Consider the following 14,932-nt stretch of genomic DNA (forward strand, 5'->3'; position numbering starts at 1 on the left):
CCAAAACATCTTGCAAGCCCATCCTCTCGACAAACCCATCGCCAGCAAGATGCGAAGAGCCAGATGGAACAGAGACTTCCTCTTCAAGCTCTTTACTCATATGCGATAGCCCTGCCCGCAAGGGGGATCGGATGTCGCCCTGGTTTTCGCCAATCGCCGGCGCAAACGTTAGACACAAAAAAGGCGGCGCCAGTTTCCTGACGCCGCCGTTGTTTCATTGCCGATATCGGCTTTACGCCGCCGGTTGGGCTTCGATGGTGCGCAGCGCCTGGGTCTGACGCTTGGCGGCGGCCTTGACCGCATCCTGCACCTTCTCAAAGGCGCGCACCTCGATCTGGCGCACGCGCTCGCGGCTGATGTCGAACTCGGACGACAGCTCTTCCAGCGTCAGCGGCTCCTCGGCGAGGCGACGGGCCTCGAAGATGCGCCGCTCGCGCTCGTTGAGCACGGCAAGGGCGCCCGACAGCATGCCGCGCCGGTTCTCCAACTCGTCCTGCTCGATCAGCATCTCTTCCTGGCTTTCGTGGTCGTCGACCAGCCAGTCCTGCCATTCGCCGGACTCACCTTCGCTCGCCCGGATCGGGGCATTGAGCGAGGCGTCGCCCGACAGGCGGCGGTTCATCGACACCACTTCGGCTTCGGAAACGTTCAGCCTGGTGGCGATCTCGGCAATCTGGTCGGGCTTCAAGTCGCCGTCATCGAGCGCCTGGATCTTGCCCTTCACCTTGCGCAGGTTGAAGAACAGGCGCTTCTGGTTGGCGGTCGTGCCCATCTTGACCAGGCTCCACGAGCGCAGGATGTACTCCTGGATCGAGGCCTTGATCCACCACATGGCATAGGTCGCGAGGCGGAAGCCACGCTCCGGTTCGAATTTCTTGACGGCCTGCATCAGGCCGACATTGCCTTCCGAAATCACTTCGCCGATCGGCAGACCGTAGCCGCGATAGCCCATGGCGATCTTGGCGACGAGCCTGAGGTGACTGGTGACGAGCTTGTGCGCAGCGGTGGTGTCCTCATGCTCGGCGTAACGCTTGGCGAGCATGTACTCTTCCTGCGGCTGCAGCATGGGAAAGCGACGGATTTCTTCCAGGTAGCGGCTGAGGCCGCCTTCGCCGGAAACGATACTGGGTAATGATTGGGCCATGATAGCGCCCCCTCTCTATTGGAGTGATGCCCCCGAAACGCGGCGGGCATATGGCGCGAGCACCAAACGGCTCGCTCGCGACGTCAGTGGTTATACAGGAACAAAACCAGAAAAGACAGGCATTTGTTCAACGCGAAACAGTGTGTCACGTTAAAGTGAACAATGTCACTCAAGTTTTCTGGAGCAGGTTCAGAGCGTGCGAAAGCCGCATACGAGTTCCTCCATGTCCCTCGGTATAGGCGCTTCGAACCTCATCGACAGATGGGTACTCGGGTGGCGAAATGCAAGGAGCCAGGCGTGCAAAGCTTGCCGGGGAAAGGTCTTGACCTGACTTTTCAGCGGTTCGGGCAGCCGGTTGGCCTTGGTGCGGAAGGCCTGACCATAGTCTGGATCGCCGATCACGGGATGGCCGATATGCGCCATGTGGACGCGGATCTGGTGGGTGCGGCCGGTTTCGAGCCGGCACTCGACCAGACTTGCCGTGGCGAATTCCTGCTGTGTCTCGCCGAAGCGCTCCTGGACGGCAAAGTGGGTAACCGCATGGCGGGCATCGTCGCGTCCTTCCGGCACCACGGCACGGCGCACGCGATCGGCGGCGCGGCCGAGCGGCGCATCGACCTTTCCGGTCGGCCTCTGCGGTATGCCCCAAACCAGTGCCAGATAGGCACGTTCGAGATCGCCGGTCAGGCCGTGATCGGCGAAGGCTTCGGACAGCGACTTGTGGGCGCGGTCGGTCTTGGCGATCACCATGACGCCGCTGGTCTCCTTGTCGAGGCGGTGCACGATGCCCGGCCGGCGCACGCCGCCGATGCCGGAAAGGCTGTCGCCACAGTGATGGATCAGCGCATTGACCAGCGTGCCGGTCCAGTTGCCGGCGCCGGGATGCACGACAAGCCCCGCCGGCTTGTTGATGACGATCAGTTCGTCGTCCTCATAGAGCACATCAAGCGCGATGTTTTCGCCTTGCGGCTCCGCCGGTTCCGGCTCTGGCATGACGACCGACACGCTTTCACCCGGCGTCATCTTGCGCTTGGTTTCGTCGACCGGTTTGCCGTCGACGCTGACCGCGCCCTGCCTGATCAGCATCTGCACGCGGCTGCGCGACATGTCCCGGCCGAGGCTTGCCGCCAGCCACTGGTCGAGGCGTTGACCCGCCGCATCCGCGCCCGCCACCAGCACGGTGGGTGCCGCCTCTATCAATTCAGGGGCCTCTTCGCTATGAGCGCTCATCGAAAACCGTTCCGGAATGTTCTGCTATGGCCATCGCCGAGGAAGACCAGGAAAAGCCGCTCGACCCCGAGGTCGAAAAGGTGCGCAGGAAACTCGTCCGCTTCGTCGGGATCAATCTCGGCCTGCTGTTCCTCGCCCTTATGGTGGTGATCGGCGCCCTTGTCTACAAAGCGCGCAACGCACCGCCGGCGAACCCGCCGCTGGCTGGCGATGTCCAGACCCCCGCCGGCGAACCGATCAACGGCGATATCGTGCTGCCGGTTGGTGCCAAGGTGATCAGCCAGTCGCTGTCCGGCAATCGAGTCTCCATCGATGCCGAGCTAGCCGACGGCAGCCGCACGATCTTCGTCTACGACATCACCGAGCGCCGCCTGATCGGGCGCTTTGCGATCCGAAACAAATGAGCGGCAGTAACGATCAGCAAGCCTCAGGCATGACCGGGTTCGCTGAACACCGCCGCGTCGCGACCGTTGCCCTGGTCGTCGCCGATTATGACGCGGCGATTGACTGGTATGTCGAGCGGCTGGGCTTTCTGCTCATCGAGGACATCGATCTCGGCGGCGGCAAGCGCTGGGTCACAGTGGCGCCGGCCAACGGACAAGGTGCCAAGCTGCTGCTGGCCGAGGCTTCCGACGAGGCACAGAGTAGAAGCATCGGCAACCAGACCGGCGGGCGGGTCTTCCTGTTCCTCGAAACCGACGATTTTGCCCGCGACCATGCAGCGATGCTGGAGAAGGGCGTCGAATTCCGCGAAGCGCCGCGCGTTGAGGCCTACGGCACGGTGGCCGTTTTCGCCGATCTCCACGGCAATCTCTGGGACCTGATCGAGCCGAAACGATAGCGCTGGGACCGGTTTTTTCTGCAATGCGCTAAAGCGGCCGAACCCCAGTTGCTTTTTCCAAGCCGTCAGCCTATATCGCCGGTTCTTGAACGCGCCCATCGTCTAGCGGTCAGGACACCGCCCTCTCACGGCGGGAACAGGGGTTCGATTCCCCTTGGGCGTACCAAGGATTTCAATAAATTTTGCAGCATGCCGTCGCTCCATCCCGAGCGCCCCACCATGTGGCCGCAACCTTGAAGAGCTGGATGGCACCCGCGGCTCCAGTCTTCATTTCATTTCTCTGGCAAATATTAACGGACTCGCAACCGAGAACCTTAACTGCCCCGCAACTCGCAGGGGGTATATTAGTGTTGCCTTTAGTAGCGCAGGAGATTGAAATGCGGAAAATAATCTACCGTTTCGCCGGGGACGAGTCTGGCGCGACCGCGATCGAGTATGGCCTAATCGCGGCTCTTATCGCGCTGGCGATCATCACCGGCGCCGGCGCGCTGGGCAATTCGCTCAACGGCATGTTCACGAATATCGGCACGACGGTTAACAGCAGCGGTTCGTAAGTCGGGTACACCTTTCCGTTCGACCGCACCGGCTGGATATCCCGATTTCGACCTCCAAATGCGTAGCGTGTAACGCCAATATCCGGTCGCAGCACGCTACTTTCTGTGCTGGCGACGCCGGGCAAGTCCCGCAGCGGGGCCCGCAAATCTTCCTCACCGCGCAAGTGCTGACGGCTAGCCGGCCCGCATTACCCTTTGCGTCGCCACTTTCGTCGCTTCTGGCGCAGCAGGGCCGATTGCTTTAGCATCGCATCATGGATCCTGGGGCACGGCTCCGCCGACGCCGAGAACGCCGGGTGCCGGGCAGATCCGGACGGGCGGTCGATGCCACGGGGAGAAGGCCAATGCAGAAACTGCAATCGCAGGGCGTTCATCACATCACGCTGGTCGGCGCAGGGCGCCAGACCTCGATTGATTTCTGGGAAGGCGTGCTCGGCATGCCGTTCATCTTCGAGCAGCCCAACCTCGACAAGGCGAGCGAAAGCCATCTCTATTTCGATCCGGGCGACGGCCGGCTGATCACTATCTTCACCGATGAGAGCCGCGTGCCGGAGAAACGGCGCACGCCGACCGATCCGGGTTGCGTCCACCACATCGCCTTTTCGGTGTCGCGCGTCACTTTCCTGCAGGCGGTCGCCCGGCTCGACGCGCGCGCCATCAAGCACAGCGGCGTCAAGGACCGCGGCTTCATGGATTCGATCTATTTCGAGGATCCGCTCGGCCTGCTGATCGAACTGGCCGCCTACCGCTTTGAGCCGCCGGCCGGCTTCACCCATGCCGACGTGCTGATGGAAGCGCACAGGCTGCGTGTCGCGCGCGGCGACTACAACATCGCGGAAGTGCACCTCGCCGATGCGATCCAGTCGCTCGTCGAGCGTTCCCGCGCAACCTTGTCGGAAGACCGGGCACCGAAGAACCCATACTGAACAGACCAGAGGGAGGAACATATGGCCAAGACAGCGACGAACAATGCCAGGAAACCCGCGGCCAAAGCGGCCGCCAAGCCGACTGCAAAAGCTGCGGCAAAGCCAGCGGCCAAGCCAACTGCCAAGCCCGCCGTCAAGGCGACGGCAAAAGCCGCCCCAAGAGCCAAAGCGAAGCTAGCGAAGAGGCCTGGCGTGAAGCTCAGCATGCTGAAGCCCAGCGTCAACAACATGACGGTTCGGGTGTTTGCGCGCGCGGCCGGGCTGGATGCCGCCGAGACCGATGCCTGGGGTCAGACCCGCTCACCGGAATTCATGGCGCGAAACCCCGCCCATTTAACGCCGATGATCGAGGACAAGGGCCTCCCCAGGGGCGTGTTGTGGGAAAGCTGCGCGATCATGCAATACCTCTCCAACAAGCACGGGCTGGAGAAGTTCTATCCGAAGGCGCCGGCCAAGCGGGCGATGATCGATAGCGCCATGTTCTACCTGGTTGGTACGCTCTACCCCTATGTGGCGCGCGCCACCTATCCGTTTCTCGGTTTTCCGCAATATGCCGGCGAGGTCGGTCACAGCGATGCCCACCCGGACAAGAAGTCCGAAGCCCAGAAGGCCGCGATGGCCGCGATCGCCGAGCCGCTGGAAGTCTTTCACAGCTTCTTCAGGGACGGCAAGCCGTTCATCGGCGGCAAGAATCCATCCATCGCCGACATCCGCCTGGCGGCGACACTCGAATTCCTGGCCGTCATCGACTACGTCCTGCCCAAATGGGCGAAGGACTACGTGGCGGCGATCGAGAAGAAGCTCGGCAATGCCTATAGCGAGCCGGCCGGCGACGTGCGCGGTTACATCGCCTATGTGAAGTCGCAGGCCAAGGTCCAAGGTTAGGGATTCGTTAACCAAAGCCCTGTCTACTGCCAGCAATTCACCCCGCGACCACGGATGTACTGGCGCCGAGTGGAAGGAAAGGTCGGCGCAACGCCGGCCTTTTTGCTTTCGTGCGCCATCGCCGCGCGATCTAGCCGCGATCAGGCCACACGAGCCTCGGTGTCGCATTTTTGGCGTCAACTTTTTGCCGACAGATATTGTCATCGCTTGCTTTGGCCCTACCATCCATTTTGGCAGTCCGGCATGGATTGTCGGTCAGGCGTGAGATGAGGGCTGGCGATGAATAGCGTTGCGAGGTGGCTTGCCGCTGCGGGCATGATGCTGGCGAGCGCCGTTCATTCTTCAAATGCGGCTGAACTCAACACCATGAACGATGTCGGGACCGCGATCCAGGCATGCTGGACACCACCGGCGGACGCCGGAACCGCCAGCGTAACCTTGAGCTTCAGCTTCAAGCGGGACGGCACGCTGATCGGCCCACCGAGGCCGACGGCCGTCAAGGTGGAAGGCGATGCCAAGGCGAAAAACTCGTTTGTCGACGCCGCAACAACGGCCTTGCAGAACTGTCTGCCGCTGACGCTTTCGCCGAAGCTGGCGCAAGGAATTGCCGGCAAAGTGTTCACGTTGCAGTTCTCTTCTCCCAAGTGAGCCTGCAATCAGCGCACGCCGCTGTGCCGTAGCGGTGCGCACAGTTAATCCCATGCCGGCTTAGTGGTGGCTGCGCCTTGCTTCGGCATGCCGGGCAAGGTCAGGCGTTTCGAAGACATAGTCGTTCCAAGCCGACTCCGGAACCCGGCCGGCCAGATAGCATTCCAGCAACAAGCTTTGCTCGGGGTTGAGAGGCCTTGGCTCCAGCCCCAGCGAGTGAAACAGATTTCTTGTCAGGTCCGAGACCGTGAAGTGGATCGACATCTGCGTTCTCCTTAGGCCATTCAACTCCGAAGACGGGGCAAAGGTTTCAAGACCAACCGGCGGCAACGGCGGTTTATCACGGGCTCCTCGCGCCGCAGGCCTTCGACGATCGTTGCCACCCCTACGCGCTGAGCGAACGCCAGCCTTGAAACCGACCAGATGGCCCCACTCGACACGCGCGAGCCCTACACCGAGGTGCCGGCGGCCATCAGATACCGCGTGAATTTCAAGGCTTGCGACTGTCAAACGCTATTGCAGCGAACCCTGTTGCGATCCGGAACAGAGAGGCGTTCACAGCGTTGTGATCGACATCAGCCAGGAGAAACGCCATGGCCACGTTCAGGGAAATGCGGGTGCTGGAGATCGTCGAAGACGACTCCCTGACCACCGAACAGAAAATCGCTGAACTGCGCGAGATCGAATCCGAGGCGCGCGGGCTGCAGCGGGCGGCCACGGAGAGCCCGATGGACGACGATGATGGCTGGCAGGACGATTTGCGTCAGGTTCGTCTTGCACTCGACAAGCTCGGTGCGAAACAGCCGAAAAAGGGTGCAGCCTCGCTGTGAGGCAGTTCGCCCAAGCTATTTGCCGATCGCTTGTTGTTTGAAAGCGATCTAAAGCGCGTCGCGGTTGAACGGATTCAGGCGACGCGCTTTAGGTATTGTTTTTATGCATGTCGTTTTCCCAAAACCGAGGTCACTTTTGGGCGACATGCATTAGTCGCAGACCATGCGAGCTCTCTTGCCGGGTTCGCTGACGTTCCTGCATACCAGCGGCTTCGCCGGGGTAGACAGGGAGGCTGACGCGGGCAGGCTCGTCTGGTGCCGTCTCGGCGCGGCATGCGTCATCACTTTGCGGTCGGAAAATCGCCTCGACGGTTGTGGCGCCACCGGAAAGGCACTGTTCTCGACCTCGGAAGGCCCGTAGTCGACATTCGGGGGTGGCCGGTCCCAGAATCGCCGGACATCGAGCGGCCTCGGGATGACGACGGTGCCATCATAACTGCGCGAGCAGCCGCTGCCCAAAAGCAGCGCCAGCCCCATGAAAAAAGGCACGATCCATCCAGACATCAGCATTACCCCTGCTAGCGCTTATATAACGGCTTCAGTCCCGCCGACAACCGGATGGAACAACGCACTCGCGTCGACCAATTTGTCCGACGAATCCGTTATGGTTAGCGGATCGTTAATGCTTATCGGGCACATTCCGCCGACGAACCGCGGAGGAGGGTTCGGCCTTGGGTTGTCGGGGTGGGATTGCATGGCGGAAGCGGACGAAACAACCGGCGCGCGCGGCATGCGTGGACCTCGCAAACCCACAGCGCGTGGCGACGATGCATCATCGCCCGCCACTGGTATGGATTCGGTCGACGTGCTTCGCCAACTGGTCGAAGCCGGTTCGGACTGGGTCTGGGAGATCGATGCCGAACTGCGCTTCTCCTGGCTCTCGCAAAACTACCAGGCAGCCACCGGCCTCGATCCGGCAAACGTGCTTGGCCGCTTTCGCTTCGACTTCCTCAACCAGGTTCTGAACGGCGACCGCAGCGGCGCCGCCCATCTGGAGGATCTGCAGGCGCACCGGCCGTTTCGCGACTTCGTCTATGAACTGAAAGGTGGCAGCGCCGACTGCCGCTGGGTTTTGACATCAGGCTTTCCAAGGTTCGACGGCGAGGGTAAATTCATCGGTTATCGCGGCATCGGCCGCAATGTCACGGCACTGGCCGGTGCCTTCCAAACCCCGTGGCAGGGACCATCGGCGAGCGGCGAACTCGAGCAGCATCTGGTCGATCTCGAGCGGACGATGGACGCCATGCACATGGGCGTCGTGCTTCTCGACGCCAGGCTCGACACGTTGATCGTCAACAAGGCCTATCGCGACCTTTCCGGGATTCCCGACGGTGCCTTGACCGTTGACGCTCCGTTCAGCCTGTTGATGGAACTCAACCGCCGCAACGGCATCTACGGCGACATCGACGAACCGCAATGGCGGCGCTACCTCGCCACCCGCATCGAGGAGATTCACGCCGGTTCCGTAGCGCCTCGCGAGTTTTCCCATGCCGACGGCAGGACGATGATGTTCTCGGTGACAGCGCTGTCCGGGGGCAAGCGCCTGTTGACCTACTATGAGGTCACCGAAATCAAGCACCGCGATGCCGAGATCGAGAGCGCCAACGCCAAGGTCGCCGAGACCTTCGCCAATCTCCGCACCATGGTCGATCAGATGCCGATCGGCATCCTCGTCCTCGATACCGATATGCGCGCCGAAGTCATCAACCGTGCCTTCTACGATTTCTGGCAGATCGACGCGCGGCGTGCCGAGATCGGCTGCAGCTTCCGCGACCTGATGGATGCCAGCCGTGACATTGACCCGTTTGGTTCCGAAGACGCGGCATGGCAGCGGCATATCGCCGAGCGCGAGGCGGAAATCAGGGCGGGCACCGCCGGATCGCGGCAGTTCCCGCGCAATGACGGCCGCACGCTGATATCATCGATGGCGCCGCTGGCCGGCGGCAAGCGGCTGATCTCCTATGTCGACGTCACCGACATGAAGAATCGCGAGGCCGAGGTTGCCGACGCTCTGGAGAAAGCGCGACTGGCCGAAGCAGTGATCAATGCCGTCAAGGATCCGATCTTCGTCAAGGACGACCATCTGCGCTTCGTTTTCGTCAACGAGGCGTTCGCCGCTTTGTTTGGCCAGACGCCGCAAGCCATGCTCGGCAGGCCCGGCGGCGATTTCCTGCCGGCGAATGCTGTGGCGCTTTTCGAGCAGAGCGAACGGGACGTGCTTGCCAGCGGACGCCCGTACGAAGTGGAAGAAAATTTCGAGGCCGATGGCGCCAGCCGTTCGCGCATCGTCAGGAAAAGCCGCGTCGGCATGGCCAGCGGCCGCAATTACGTTGCCGGTTTCCTGTTCGACATTTCCGACATGAAGCGCCGCGAGACCGAAGCCGAGGATGCGCGCAAGCATCTCGCCAGCGTGCTGGAATCCTTGCCGGCGGCCGTCATCATCTATGATCGTGACGACAGGTTCGTGTTCGCCAACCGCAAGATTCACGATACGCTTCCGGCCTTGAGGCCGGCATGGCAGCCCGGCTGCACATTGCGCGAGGCGCTCGTCCTCGGCCATGCCAACGGCTATTTCCGCAGCAGCGGCGATCCGCAAGTCGACAAGCTCTACGACGACGATCCCGATCGCTGGCTGGATGCGATCCTCGCCCGCTACCGCTTGCCCAATTCCTCGTTCGAGCGCCACAACCCCGATGGCCGCTGGTATCAGGTCTATGACATGCGGACCGTCGATGGCACATTCATCGGTGTTCGCGTCGACATCTCCGAGATCAAGAGCCGCGAGGCGGCGTTGCGCGATTCGATGCGCCAGATCGATCTGTTCCGGCATGTGCTGGACGAGCTCCCGGTCGCCGCCTTCATCAAGGCGCAGGACCTGAGCATCGAGTTCGTCAACAAGGCCTGGTGCGCGATCACCGGTTTTGCCAAGGAGGATGTCATTGGCCGCACCGACCGCCAGCTGTTCGGAGTGCAGGACGCCGATGGCTACAGCGATGACGACACGCAAGTCGCCGTGACAGGCACCGTCAAGGAGGTCGAGGAACCCGTCACCCATCGCGACGGCACGGTTCGACAATTGATGACGCGCAAGAGCCGGCTGGTGGCGCTGGACGGATCGGTGCATCTGGTCGGTTCCAGCACCGACATCACCGACGTCAAGGCGCGCGAGCGCGCGCTGGAAGAGAGCATGCGCGAGAACGAGGTGTTCCGCAGCCTGATCGACAACGTGCCGGTATCGATCTACGCCAAGCGCTCCGATCTCAGGCAGTTCTACGTCAACAAGGGTTGGAGCGATCTCACCGGCTTCGGCAAGGACGAGGCGATCGGCAAGACCGATATCGAGATATTCGGGTCGGACGGCGAAGCGTTCGTCGATAGCGACCTTGCGGTGCTGCGCACCGGTGAGACCCAGGAGGCCGAGGAGACGGTGACGCTGGCCGACGGCAGCGTCCGGCATCAGTTCGCGCGCAAGGGGGCGATGATCGCGTCCGATGGCTCGCTCTACCTGATCGGCTCGACCACCGATATCACCGAGTTGAAGACGCGCGAGGTCGAACTGCGCGAAGCGCGGCAGCGCGCCGTTCTCGCCGACCGCGCCAAGTCGGAATTTCTCGCCAATATGAGCCACGAGATCCGTACGCCGATGAATGGCGTGCTCGGCATGGCCGAACTCTTGGCCAAATCGGATCTCGACCCGAAGCAGAAGACGTTTACCGACATCATCGTGAAATCGGGCAACGCGCTGCTCACCATCATCAACGACATCCTGGACTTCTCCAAGATCGACGCCGGTCAGTTGGTGCTCGATCCGGCGCCCTTCAATCTTGCCGAGGCGATCGAGGATGTGGCGACACTGGTGTCGACACGCGCCAAGGAGAAGGATCTCGAGCTCATCGTGCGCGTCGAGCCTCGCCTCGAGAGCCTGTTTGTCGGCGATGTCGGCCGCATCAGGCAGATTGTCACCAATTTGCTCGGCAATGCAGTGAAATTCACCGACGAAGGTCATGTGCTGGTCGACGTCACAGGCGAGAGGGTTGCAACCGGAACGAAGCTCACCATCTCGGTCACCGATACGGGCATCGGCATCCCCGAGGAAAAACTGAAACTGGTGTTCGAGAAATTCAGCCAGGTCGACACCTCGTCGACGAGGCGGCACGAGGGAACCGGCCTCGGCCTTGCCATCACTTCGCGGCTCGTCGAGCTGATGGGCGGCGACATCGGTGTCGAGAGCGCCGAAGGCAAGGGCTCGACCTTCTGGTTCACGGTCACGCTGCCGAGTGCCGGACAGCAGAACGGGCAACGCATCATGCCGATCGACGTGACCGGCGCGCGCGTACTGATCGTCGACGACAACGCGGTCAACAGAGCCATCCTGACCGAACAAATGACATCGTGGACGTTCGATTCCTGCGCGGCCGAGAGCGGCGCCGAGGGCCTCAAGGTGCTGATCGCCGCCGCTGCCTATGGCGTGCCGGTCGATTGCGTCGTGCTCGACTACCAGATGCCTGAGATGAGCGGCGCCGAAATGGCGCGGATCGTGCGCAACACCGCCGGCCTTGCCGGCACGCCGATCATCATGCTGACCTCGGTCGACCAGTCGCTCGCCAACACCGGCTATCGCGATCTCGGCATCGATGCCCAACTGATCAAGCCGGCGCGCTCATCGGTGCTGCTGGAAACGCTGGTCGCAACCATCCAGCGGCATCGCCACAACACGACCGGCAGCGACGCCCTGCCGCTCGCAGGCACCGTCCCTTCGGGCGATATGGTGCCACCACAGCCGTCCGCGCCGGCAGAACAGCGGGCGCTGCTGCAGCCTCCCTCGCTACGCCCTCGGCTGCTCGCGACGGGTCGAGACGACAGGCTGGATATCCTGGTGGCAGAAGACAATGAGGTGAACCAGATGGTGTTCACCCAGATTCTCGGCGAGACCGGTTTCGGTTTCGAGATCGTCGGCAATGGCCGCAAGGCGCTCGACGCCTTCGGCCGGCTCAATCCGTGCATGATCCTGATGGATGTCTCGATGCCGGAGATGAACGGGTTGGAGGCGACCGCCGCCATTCGCCGGCTGGAGGAAGAAACCGGCACTCATGTGCCGATCGTCGGCGTCACCGCGCATGCGCTGAAAGGCGATCGCGAACGCTGCCTGGAGGCAGGCATGGACGACTACCTGTCCAAGCCGATCAGCCCCAGGGCCCTGCTCGAGAAGGTCGAGCGCTGGATCGGCGCCAGCCGCCAAGTTCAGCGTAACGCCGGGTAAGGGGTTCTCGCCGTGCCGGTTCGCGAGAACCAGGCAAAGATTCGCGACGCGTCCCACGCGCAGCACTATGGCGCGATCGCACCATATCAAAACTGTGCCTGATCAAGACAATGGCCATATTCGAATTCCGCTCTTCCCAGTTACGGGCGGGAGCAGCGACCGCCAGCATGGAACAGCGTCAACCTACCCCAACGGACCCTGTTTTTCGGCGATGGCCCGGCCACGACATCGTGGCCGCGAGCAACGCGCTCCCGTCCGGCTTTTTTATAAGGCCGGCTAATCCCAAAACGCCGGCCAGCCTCGGGCCAAACGCAGCAAGTCCCTGATTTCGAGGACAAAGCCGGGCTCCATCAGGAGTGCTGGTCAGGCCACAATTTGTTCATCCCGATCATGCGTTACCGGGGTGACATCAAACTGTCATGCGACTGTAATAATCGAAGGCTATTGGCCTCAGCGGGCGCCGAGAGGAATGGCGCCGAGAGACCATCTTCCGAACAGGAGCAGGCCACATGAGACATTTCATCCGCTCGGCGGCCGTTGCGATCGCAATGGCTACGGCGTCCACTTTCACCCTTTCCGCGGCAATGGCAGCTGATCTTTCCGGCGCCGGCTCGACCTTCATCTATCCGGTGTTCGCCAAATGGGCCGACACCTACAAGAAAGACACCGGCGTCGGCCTCAATTACCAGTCGATCGGTTCGGGCGGCGGCATCAAGCAGGTCATCGCCAAGACCGTGACCTTCGGCGCCACCGACAAGCCAATGTCCGACGCCGACCTGGAAAAGAACGGCCTCGTGCAGTTCCCGATGGTGATGGGCGGCATCGTGCCGATCGTCAACCTGACCGGCATCAAGCCGGGCGAACTTGTTCTTGACGGCGCGACCCTGGCCCAGATCTACCTCGGCGCCATCACCACCTGGGATGATGCGGCGATCAAGGCGCTGAACCCGAACCTGACCCTGCCGTCCACCGCGATTGCCGTCGTGCATCGCTCGGACGGCTCGGGCACGACCTTCAACTTCACTAACTATCTGGTCAAGCTGTCGCCTGACTGGAAGGACAAGGTCGGTTCGGACACAGCCGTCGAATGGCCAACTGGCGTCGGCGCCAAGGGCAGCGAAGGCGTTGCCAATACCGTCAAGCAGACCGACGGCGGCATCGGCTACGTCGAGTATGCCTATGCCAAGCAGAATAGCCTTTCCTACTCCAAGCTGGTGAATGCCGCCGGCAAGGTCGTCGAGCCGTCGCTCGAATCCTTCGGCGCGGCTGCTTCGAATGCCGATTTCAAAGGCGCGAAGAACTTCAACGTCATCATCACCAACGAACCCGGCGACACCAGCTGGCCGATCGCTGCTTCGACCTGGGTGCTGATCCACAAGGTTCCCAACGATGCCGCCGCCACCGGCGAAGCGCTGAAGTTCTTCGCCTGGGCCTACAAGGACGGCAAGGATACCGCCAAGGCGCTCGACTATGTCTCGATCCCCGACAGCGTCGTCGACTTGATCAAGACCTCCTGGAAGGCCGACATCCAGGCCGACGGGAAGCCGGTCTTCGCAGGCGAGTAACATCCTTCGAAGGAGCGCCGCGGCGCGGCGCTCCTTTCCCTCAACTCAAAGAGCCGAGCTTCACATGAGCGCTGTCCAGGAAGCCTTGCCAGCCATTCGAGGTTCGCGCGACGCGATCGTCAGACGATTCGCGCTGACCGACGCAATCTTCCACGGGATGACCCGGGCCGCCGCCATATTGGTGCTGGTCCTGCTTGGCGGCGTCGCGATCTCGCTGTTTGCCGGATCCTGGCAAGCCCTGTCGACCTTCGGCTTCTCTTTCCTGACCAGCGAAAGCTGGAATCCGGTGACGGAGAAATTCGGCGCGCTGGCACCGATCTACGGCACCATCATCACGTCGGCCATCGCCATCCTGATCGCCGTGCCGCTCGGCATCGGCATCGCCATCTTTCTCACCGAGCTTTGCCCGCGCCCGCTGCGGCGGCCGATCGGCATGGCGGTGGAACTGCTGGCCGGCATCCCCTCGATCATTTACGGCATCTGGGGCCTGTTCGTGCTGGCGCCGTTCCTGCAGACGACCGTGCAGCCCTTCATCATCGGCGTGTTCCACGGCATTCCCGGCCTCGGCAGCCTGTTTGCCGGTCCGCCCTATGGCATCGGCCTGCTGACCTCGTCGCTGATCCTCGCCATCATGGTGCTGCCCTTCATCACCTCGATCACCAAGGACGTCTTCGACACGGTACCGCCGGTGCTAAAGGAATCGGCCTACGGCATCGGCTGCACGACCTGGGAAGTGACCCGCCGCGTCGTCATTCCCTACACGAGGATCGGCATCATGGGCGGCGTCATGCTCGGCCTTGGCCGCGCGCTGGGCGAAACCATGGCGGTCACCTTCGTCATCGGAAACGCGCACCGCATCTCAACCTCGCTGTTCGCGCCGGCAACGACGATCTCCGCGACCATCGCCAATGAGTTCACCGAAGCCGTCGGCGACCTCTACACCTCTTCGCTGGTGGCGCTCGGCCTGATCCTGTTCGTCATCACCTTCCTGATCCTTGCCATCGCCCGCTACATGCTGATGCGCATCGACGCCCGCACCGGAGCCTGAC

General features: G+C 62.1%; 14 protein-coding genes and 1 tRNA gene. 11 read left to right on the forward strand and 4 right to left on the reverse strand.

The window, feature by feature from the left end:
* Positions 1 to 232 precede the first annotated feature (232 nt).
* Positions 233 to 1,144: an RNA polymerase sigma factor RpoH gene (rpoH, locus tag NKH57_RS22595; RefSeq protein WP_023757412.1), complete on the reverse strand. Its 912-nt coding sequence runs from the start codon at positions 1,142 to 1,144 to the stop codon at positions 233 to 235.
* Between the two features lie 189 nt (positions 1,145 to 1,333).
* Positions 1,334 to 2,374 carry an RluA family pseudouridine synthase gene (locus NKH57_RS22600; protein WP_352947440.1) on the reverse strand — a complete coding sequence of 347 codons (1,041 nt, stop codon included), beginning with the start codon at positions 2,372 to 2,374 and terminating at the stop codon, positions 1,334 to 1,336.
* Between the two features lie 26 nt (positions 2,375 to 2,400).
* Here NKH57_RS22600 and NKH57_RS22605 point away from each other — a divergent pair, with 26 nt between their 5' ends.
* The 7 genes from NKH57_RS22605 to tolA all read left to right on the forward strand — a co-directional run bounded on the left by NKH57_RS22605 (position 2,401) and on the right by tolA (position 6,228).
* Positions 2,401 to 2,778 (forward strand): fimbrial protein, encoded by a 378-nt coding sequence (locus NKH57_RS22605; RefSeq protein WP_352947443.1) that lies wholly within the window; start codon positions 2,401 to 2,403, stop codon positions 2,776 to 2,778.
* Positions 2,779 to 2,807: 29 nt separating this feature from the next.
* Positions 2,808 to 3,215 (forward strand): VOC family protein, encoded by a 408-nt coding sequence (locus tag NKH57_RS22610; protein ID WP_352604816.1) that lies wholly within the window; start codon positions 2,808 to 2,810, stop codon positions 3,213 to 3,215.
* 91 nt (positions 3,216 to 3,306) lie between these two features.
* Positions 3,307 to 3,381: transfer RNA gene (locus NKH57_RS22615), tRNA-Glu, on the forward strand.
* A 211-nt stretch (positions 3,382 to 3,592) separates the two neighbouring features.
* Positions 3,593 to 3,769, forward strand: a complete 177-nt coding sequence (locus NKH57_RS22620; RefSeq protein WP_023757409.1) for a Flp family type IVb pilin — start codon at positions 3,593 to 3,595, stop codon at positions 3,767 to 3,769.
* Between the two features lie 344 nt (positions 3,770 to 4,113).
* Positions 4,114 to 4,695 (forward strand): VOC family protein, encoded by a 582-nt coding sequence (locus tag NKH57_RS22625; RefSeq protein WP_352947447.1) that lies wholly within the window; start codon positions 4,114 to 4,116, stop codon positions 4,693 to 4,695.
* A 21-nt stretch (positions 4,696 to 4,716) separates the two neighbouring features.
* Positions 4,717 to 5,580 carry a glutathione S-transferase family protein gene (locus tag NKH57_RS22630; protein ID WP_352828340.1) on the forward strand — a complete coding sequence of 288 codons (864 nt, stop codon included), beginning with the start codon at positions 4,717 to 4,719 and terminating at the stop codon, positions 5,578 to 5,580.
* Positions 5,581 to 5,859: 279 nt separating this feature from the next.
* Positions 5,860 to 6,228, forward strand: coding sequence for a cell envelope integrity protein TolA (gene tolA, locus NKH57_RS22635; protein WP_023757406.1), 369 nt, complete (start codon positions 5,860 to 5,862; stop codon positions 6,226 to 6,228).
* A gap of 60 nt (positions 6,229 to 6,288) precedes the next feature.
* Here the strand turns inward: tolA and NKH57_RS22640 are convergent, their stop codons facing one another.
* A complete protein-coding gene (locus tag NKH57_RS22640) occupies positions 6,289 to 6,492 on the reverse strand; it encodes a hypothetical protein (RefSeq protein WP_352604765.1) in 204 nt (67 codons plus the stop codon).
* 329 nt (positions 6,493 to 6,821) lie between these two features.
* Between NKH57_RS22640 and NKH57_RS22645 the strand changes: the two genes are divergently transcribed.
* Positions 6,822 to 7,058, forward strand: a complete 237-nt coding sequence (locus NKH57_RS22645; protein WP_023757403.1) for a hypothetical protein — start codon at positions 6,822 to 6,824, stop codon at positions 7,056 to 7,058.
* A gap of 150 nt (positions 7,059 to 7,208) precedes the next feature.
* Here the strand turns inward: NKH57_RS22645 and NKH57_RS22650 are convergent, their stop codons facing one another.
* The gene (locus NKH57_RS22650; protein ID WP_023757402.1) at positions 7,209 to 7,562 is read right to left on the reverse strand and encodes a hypothetical protein; all 354 of its coding nucleotides are present in this window, start codon (positions 7,560 to 7,562) and stop codon (positions 7,209 to 7,211) included.
* Positions 7,563 to 7,752: 190 nt separating this feature from the next.
* Between NKH57_RS22650 and NKH57_RS22655 the strand changes: the two genes are divergently transcribed.
* From NKH57_RS22655 to pstC, 3 genes are all read left to right on the forward strand, one after another.
* Positions 7,753 to 12,318, forward strand: coding sequence for a PAS domain-containing protein (locus NKH57_RS22655; protein ID WP_352947453.1), 4,566 nt, complete (start codon positions 7,753 to 7,755; stop codon positions 12,316 to 12,318).
* Positions 12,319 to 12,827: 509 nt separating this feature from the next.
* Complete coding sequence (pstS, locus tag NKH57_RS22660; protein WP_352604761.1) at positions 12,828 to 13,883, forward strand: phosphate ABC transporter substrate-binding protein PstS; 1,056 nt, start codon at positions 12,828 to 12,830, stop codon at positions 13,881 to 13,883.
* Between the two features lie 64 nt (positions 13,884 to 13,947).
* Positions 13,948 to 14,931, forward strand: coding sequence for a phosphate ABC transporter permease subunit PstC (pstC, locus tag NKH57_RS22665; RefSeq protein WP_023757399.1), 984 nt, complete (start codon positions 13,948 to 13,950; stop codon positions 14,929 to 14,931).
* Position 14,932 lies beyond the last annotated feature (1 nt).

The sequence above is a fragment of the Mesorhizobium sp. M1050 genome, from assembly GCF_040318715.1.
GTDB lineage: Bacteria > Pseudomonadota > Alphaproteobacteria > Rhizobiales > Rhizobiaceae > Mesorhizobium.

What these genes read in the sequence shown, in the direction of transcription:
- NKH57_RS22610 (WP_352604816.1), top strand. Translation starts at nt 2,808, where the DNA reads ATGACCGGGTTCGCTGAACACCGCCGCGTCGCGACCGTTGCCCTGGTC.
- tolA (WP_023757406.1), top strand. Translation starts at nt 5,860, where the DNA reads ATGAATAGCGTTGCGAGGTGGCTTGCCGCTGCGGGCATGATGCTGGCG.
- pstC (WP_023757399.1), top strand. Translation starts at nt 13,948, where the DNA reads ATGAGCGCTGTCCAGGAAGCCTTGCCAGCCATTCGAGGTTCGCGCGAC.
- NKH57_RS22630 (WP_352828340.1), top strand. Translation starts at nt 4,717, where the DNA reads ATGGCCAAGACAGCGACGAACAATGCCAGGAAACCCGCGGCCAAAGCG.
- NKH57_RS22620 (WP_023757409.1), top strand. Translation starts at nt 3,593, where the DNA reads ATGCGGAAAATAATCTACCGTTTCGCCGGGGACGAGTCTGGCGCGACC.
- rpoH (WP_023757412.1), bottom strand. Translation starts at nt 1,144, where the DNA reads ATGGCCCAATCATTACCCAGTATCGTTTCCGGCGAAGGCGGCCTCAGC.
- NKH57_RS22600 (WP_352947440.1), bottom strand. Translation starts at nt 2,374, where the DNA reads ATGAGCGCTCATAGCGAAGAGGCCCCTGAATTGATAGAGGCGGCACCC.
- NKH57_RS22650 (WP_023757402.1), bottom strand. Translation starts at nt 7,562, where the DNA reads ATGTCTGGATGGATCGTGCCTTTTTTCATGGGGCTGGCGCTGCTTTTG.
- NKH57_RS22640 (WP_352604765.1), bottom strand. Translation starts at nt 6,492, where the DNA reads ATGTCGATCCACTTCACGGTCTCGGACCTGACAAGAAATCTGTTTCAC.
- NKH57_RS22645 (WP_023757403.1), top strand. Translation starts at nt 6,822, where the DNA reads ATGGCCACGTTCAGGGAAATGCGGGTGCTGGAGATCGTCGAAGACGAC.
- NKH57_RS22655 (WP_352947453.1), top strand. Translation starts at nt 7,753, where the DNA reads ATGGCGGAAGCGGACGAAACAACCGGCGCGCGCGGCATGCGTGGACCT.
- NKH57_RS22625 (WP_352947447.1), top strand. Translation starts at nt 4,114, where the DNA reads ATGCAGAAACTGCAATCGCAGGGCGTTCATCACATCACGCTGGTCGGC.
- pstS (WP_352604761.1), top strand. Translation starts at nt 12,828, where the DNA reads ATGAGACATTTCATCCGCTCGGCGGCCGTTGCGATCGCAATGGCTACG.
- NKH57_RS22605 (WP_352947443.1), top strand. Translation starts at nt 2,401, where the DNA reads ATGGCCATCGCCGAGGAAGACCAGGAAAAGCCGCTCGACCCCGAGGTC.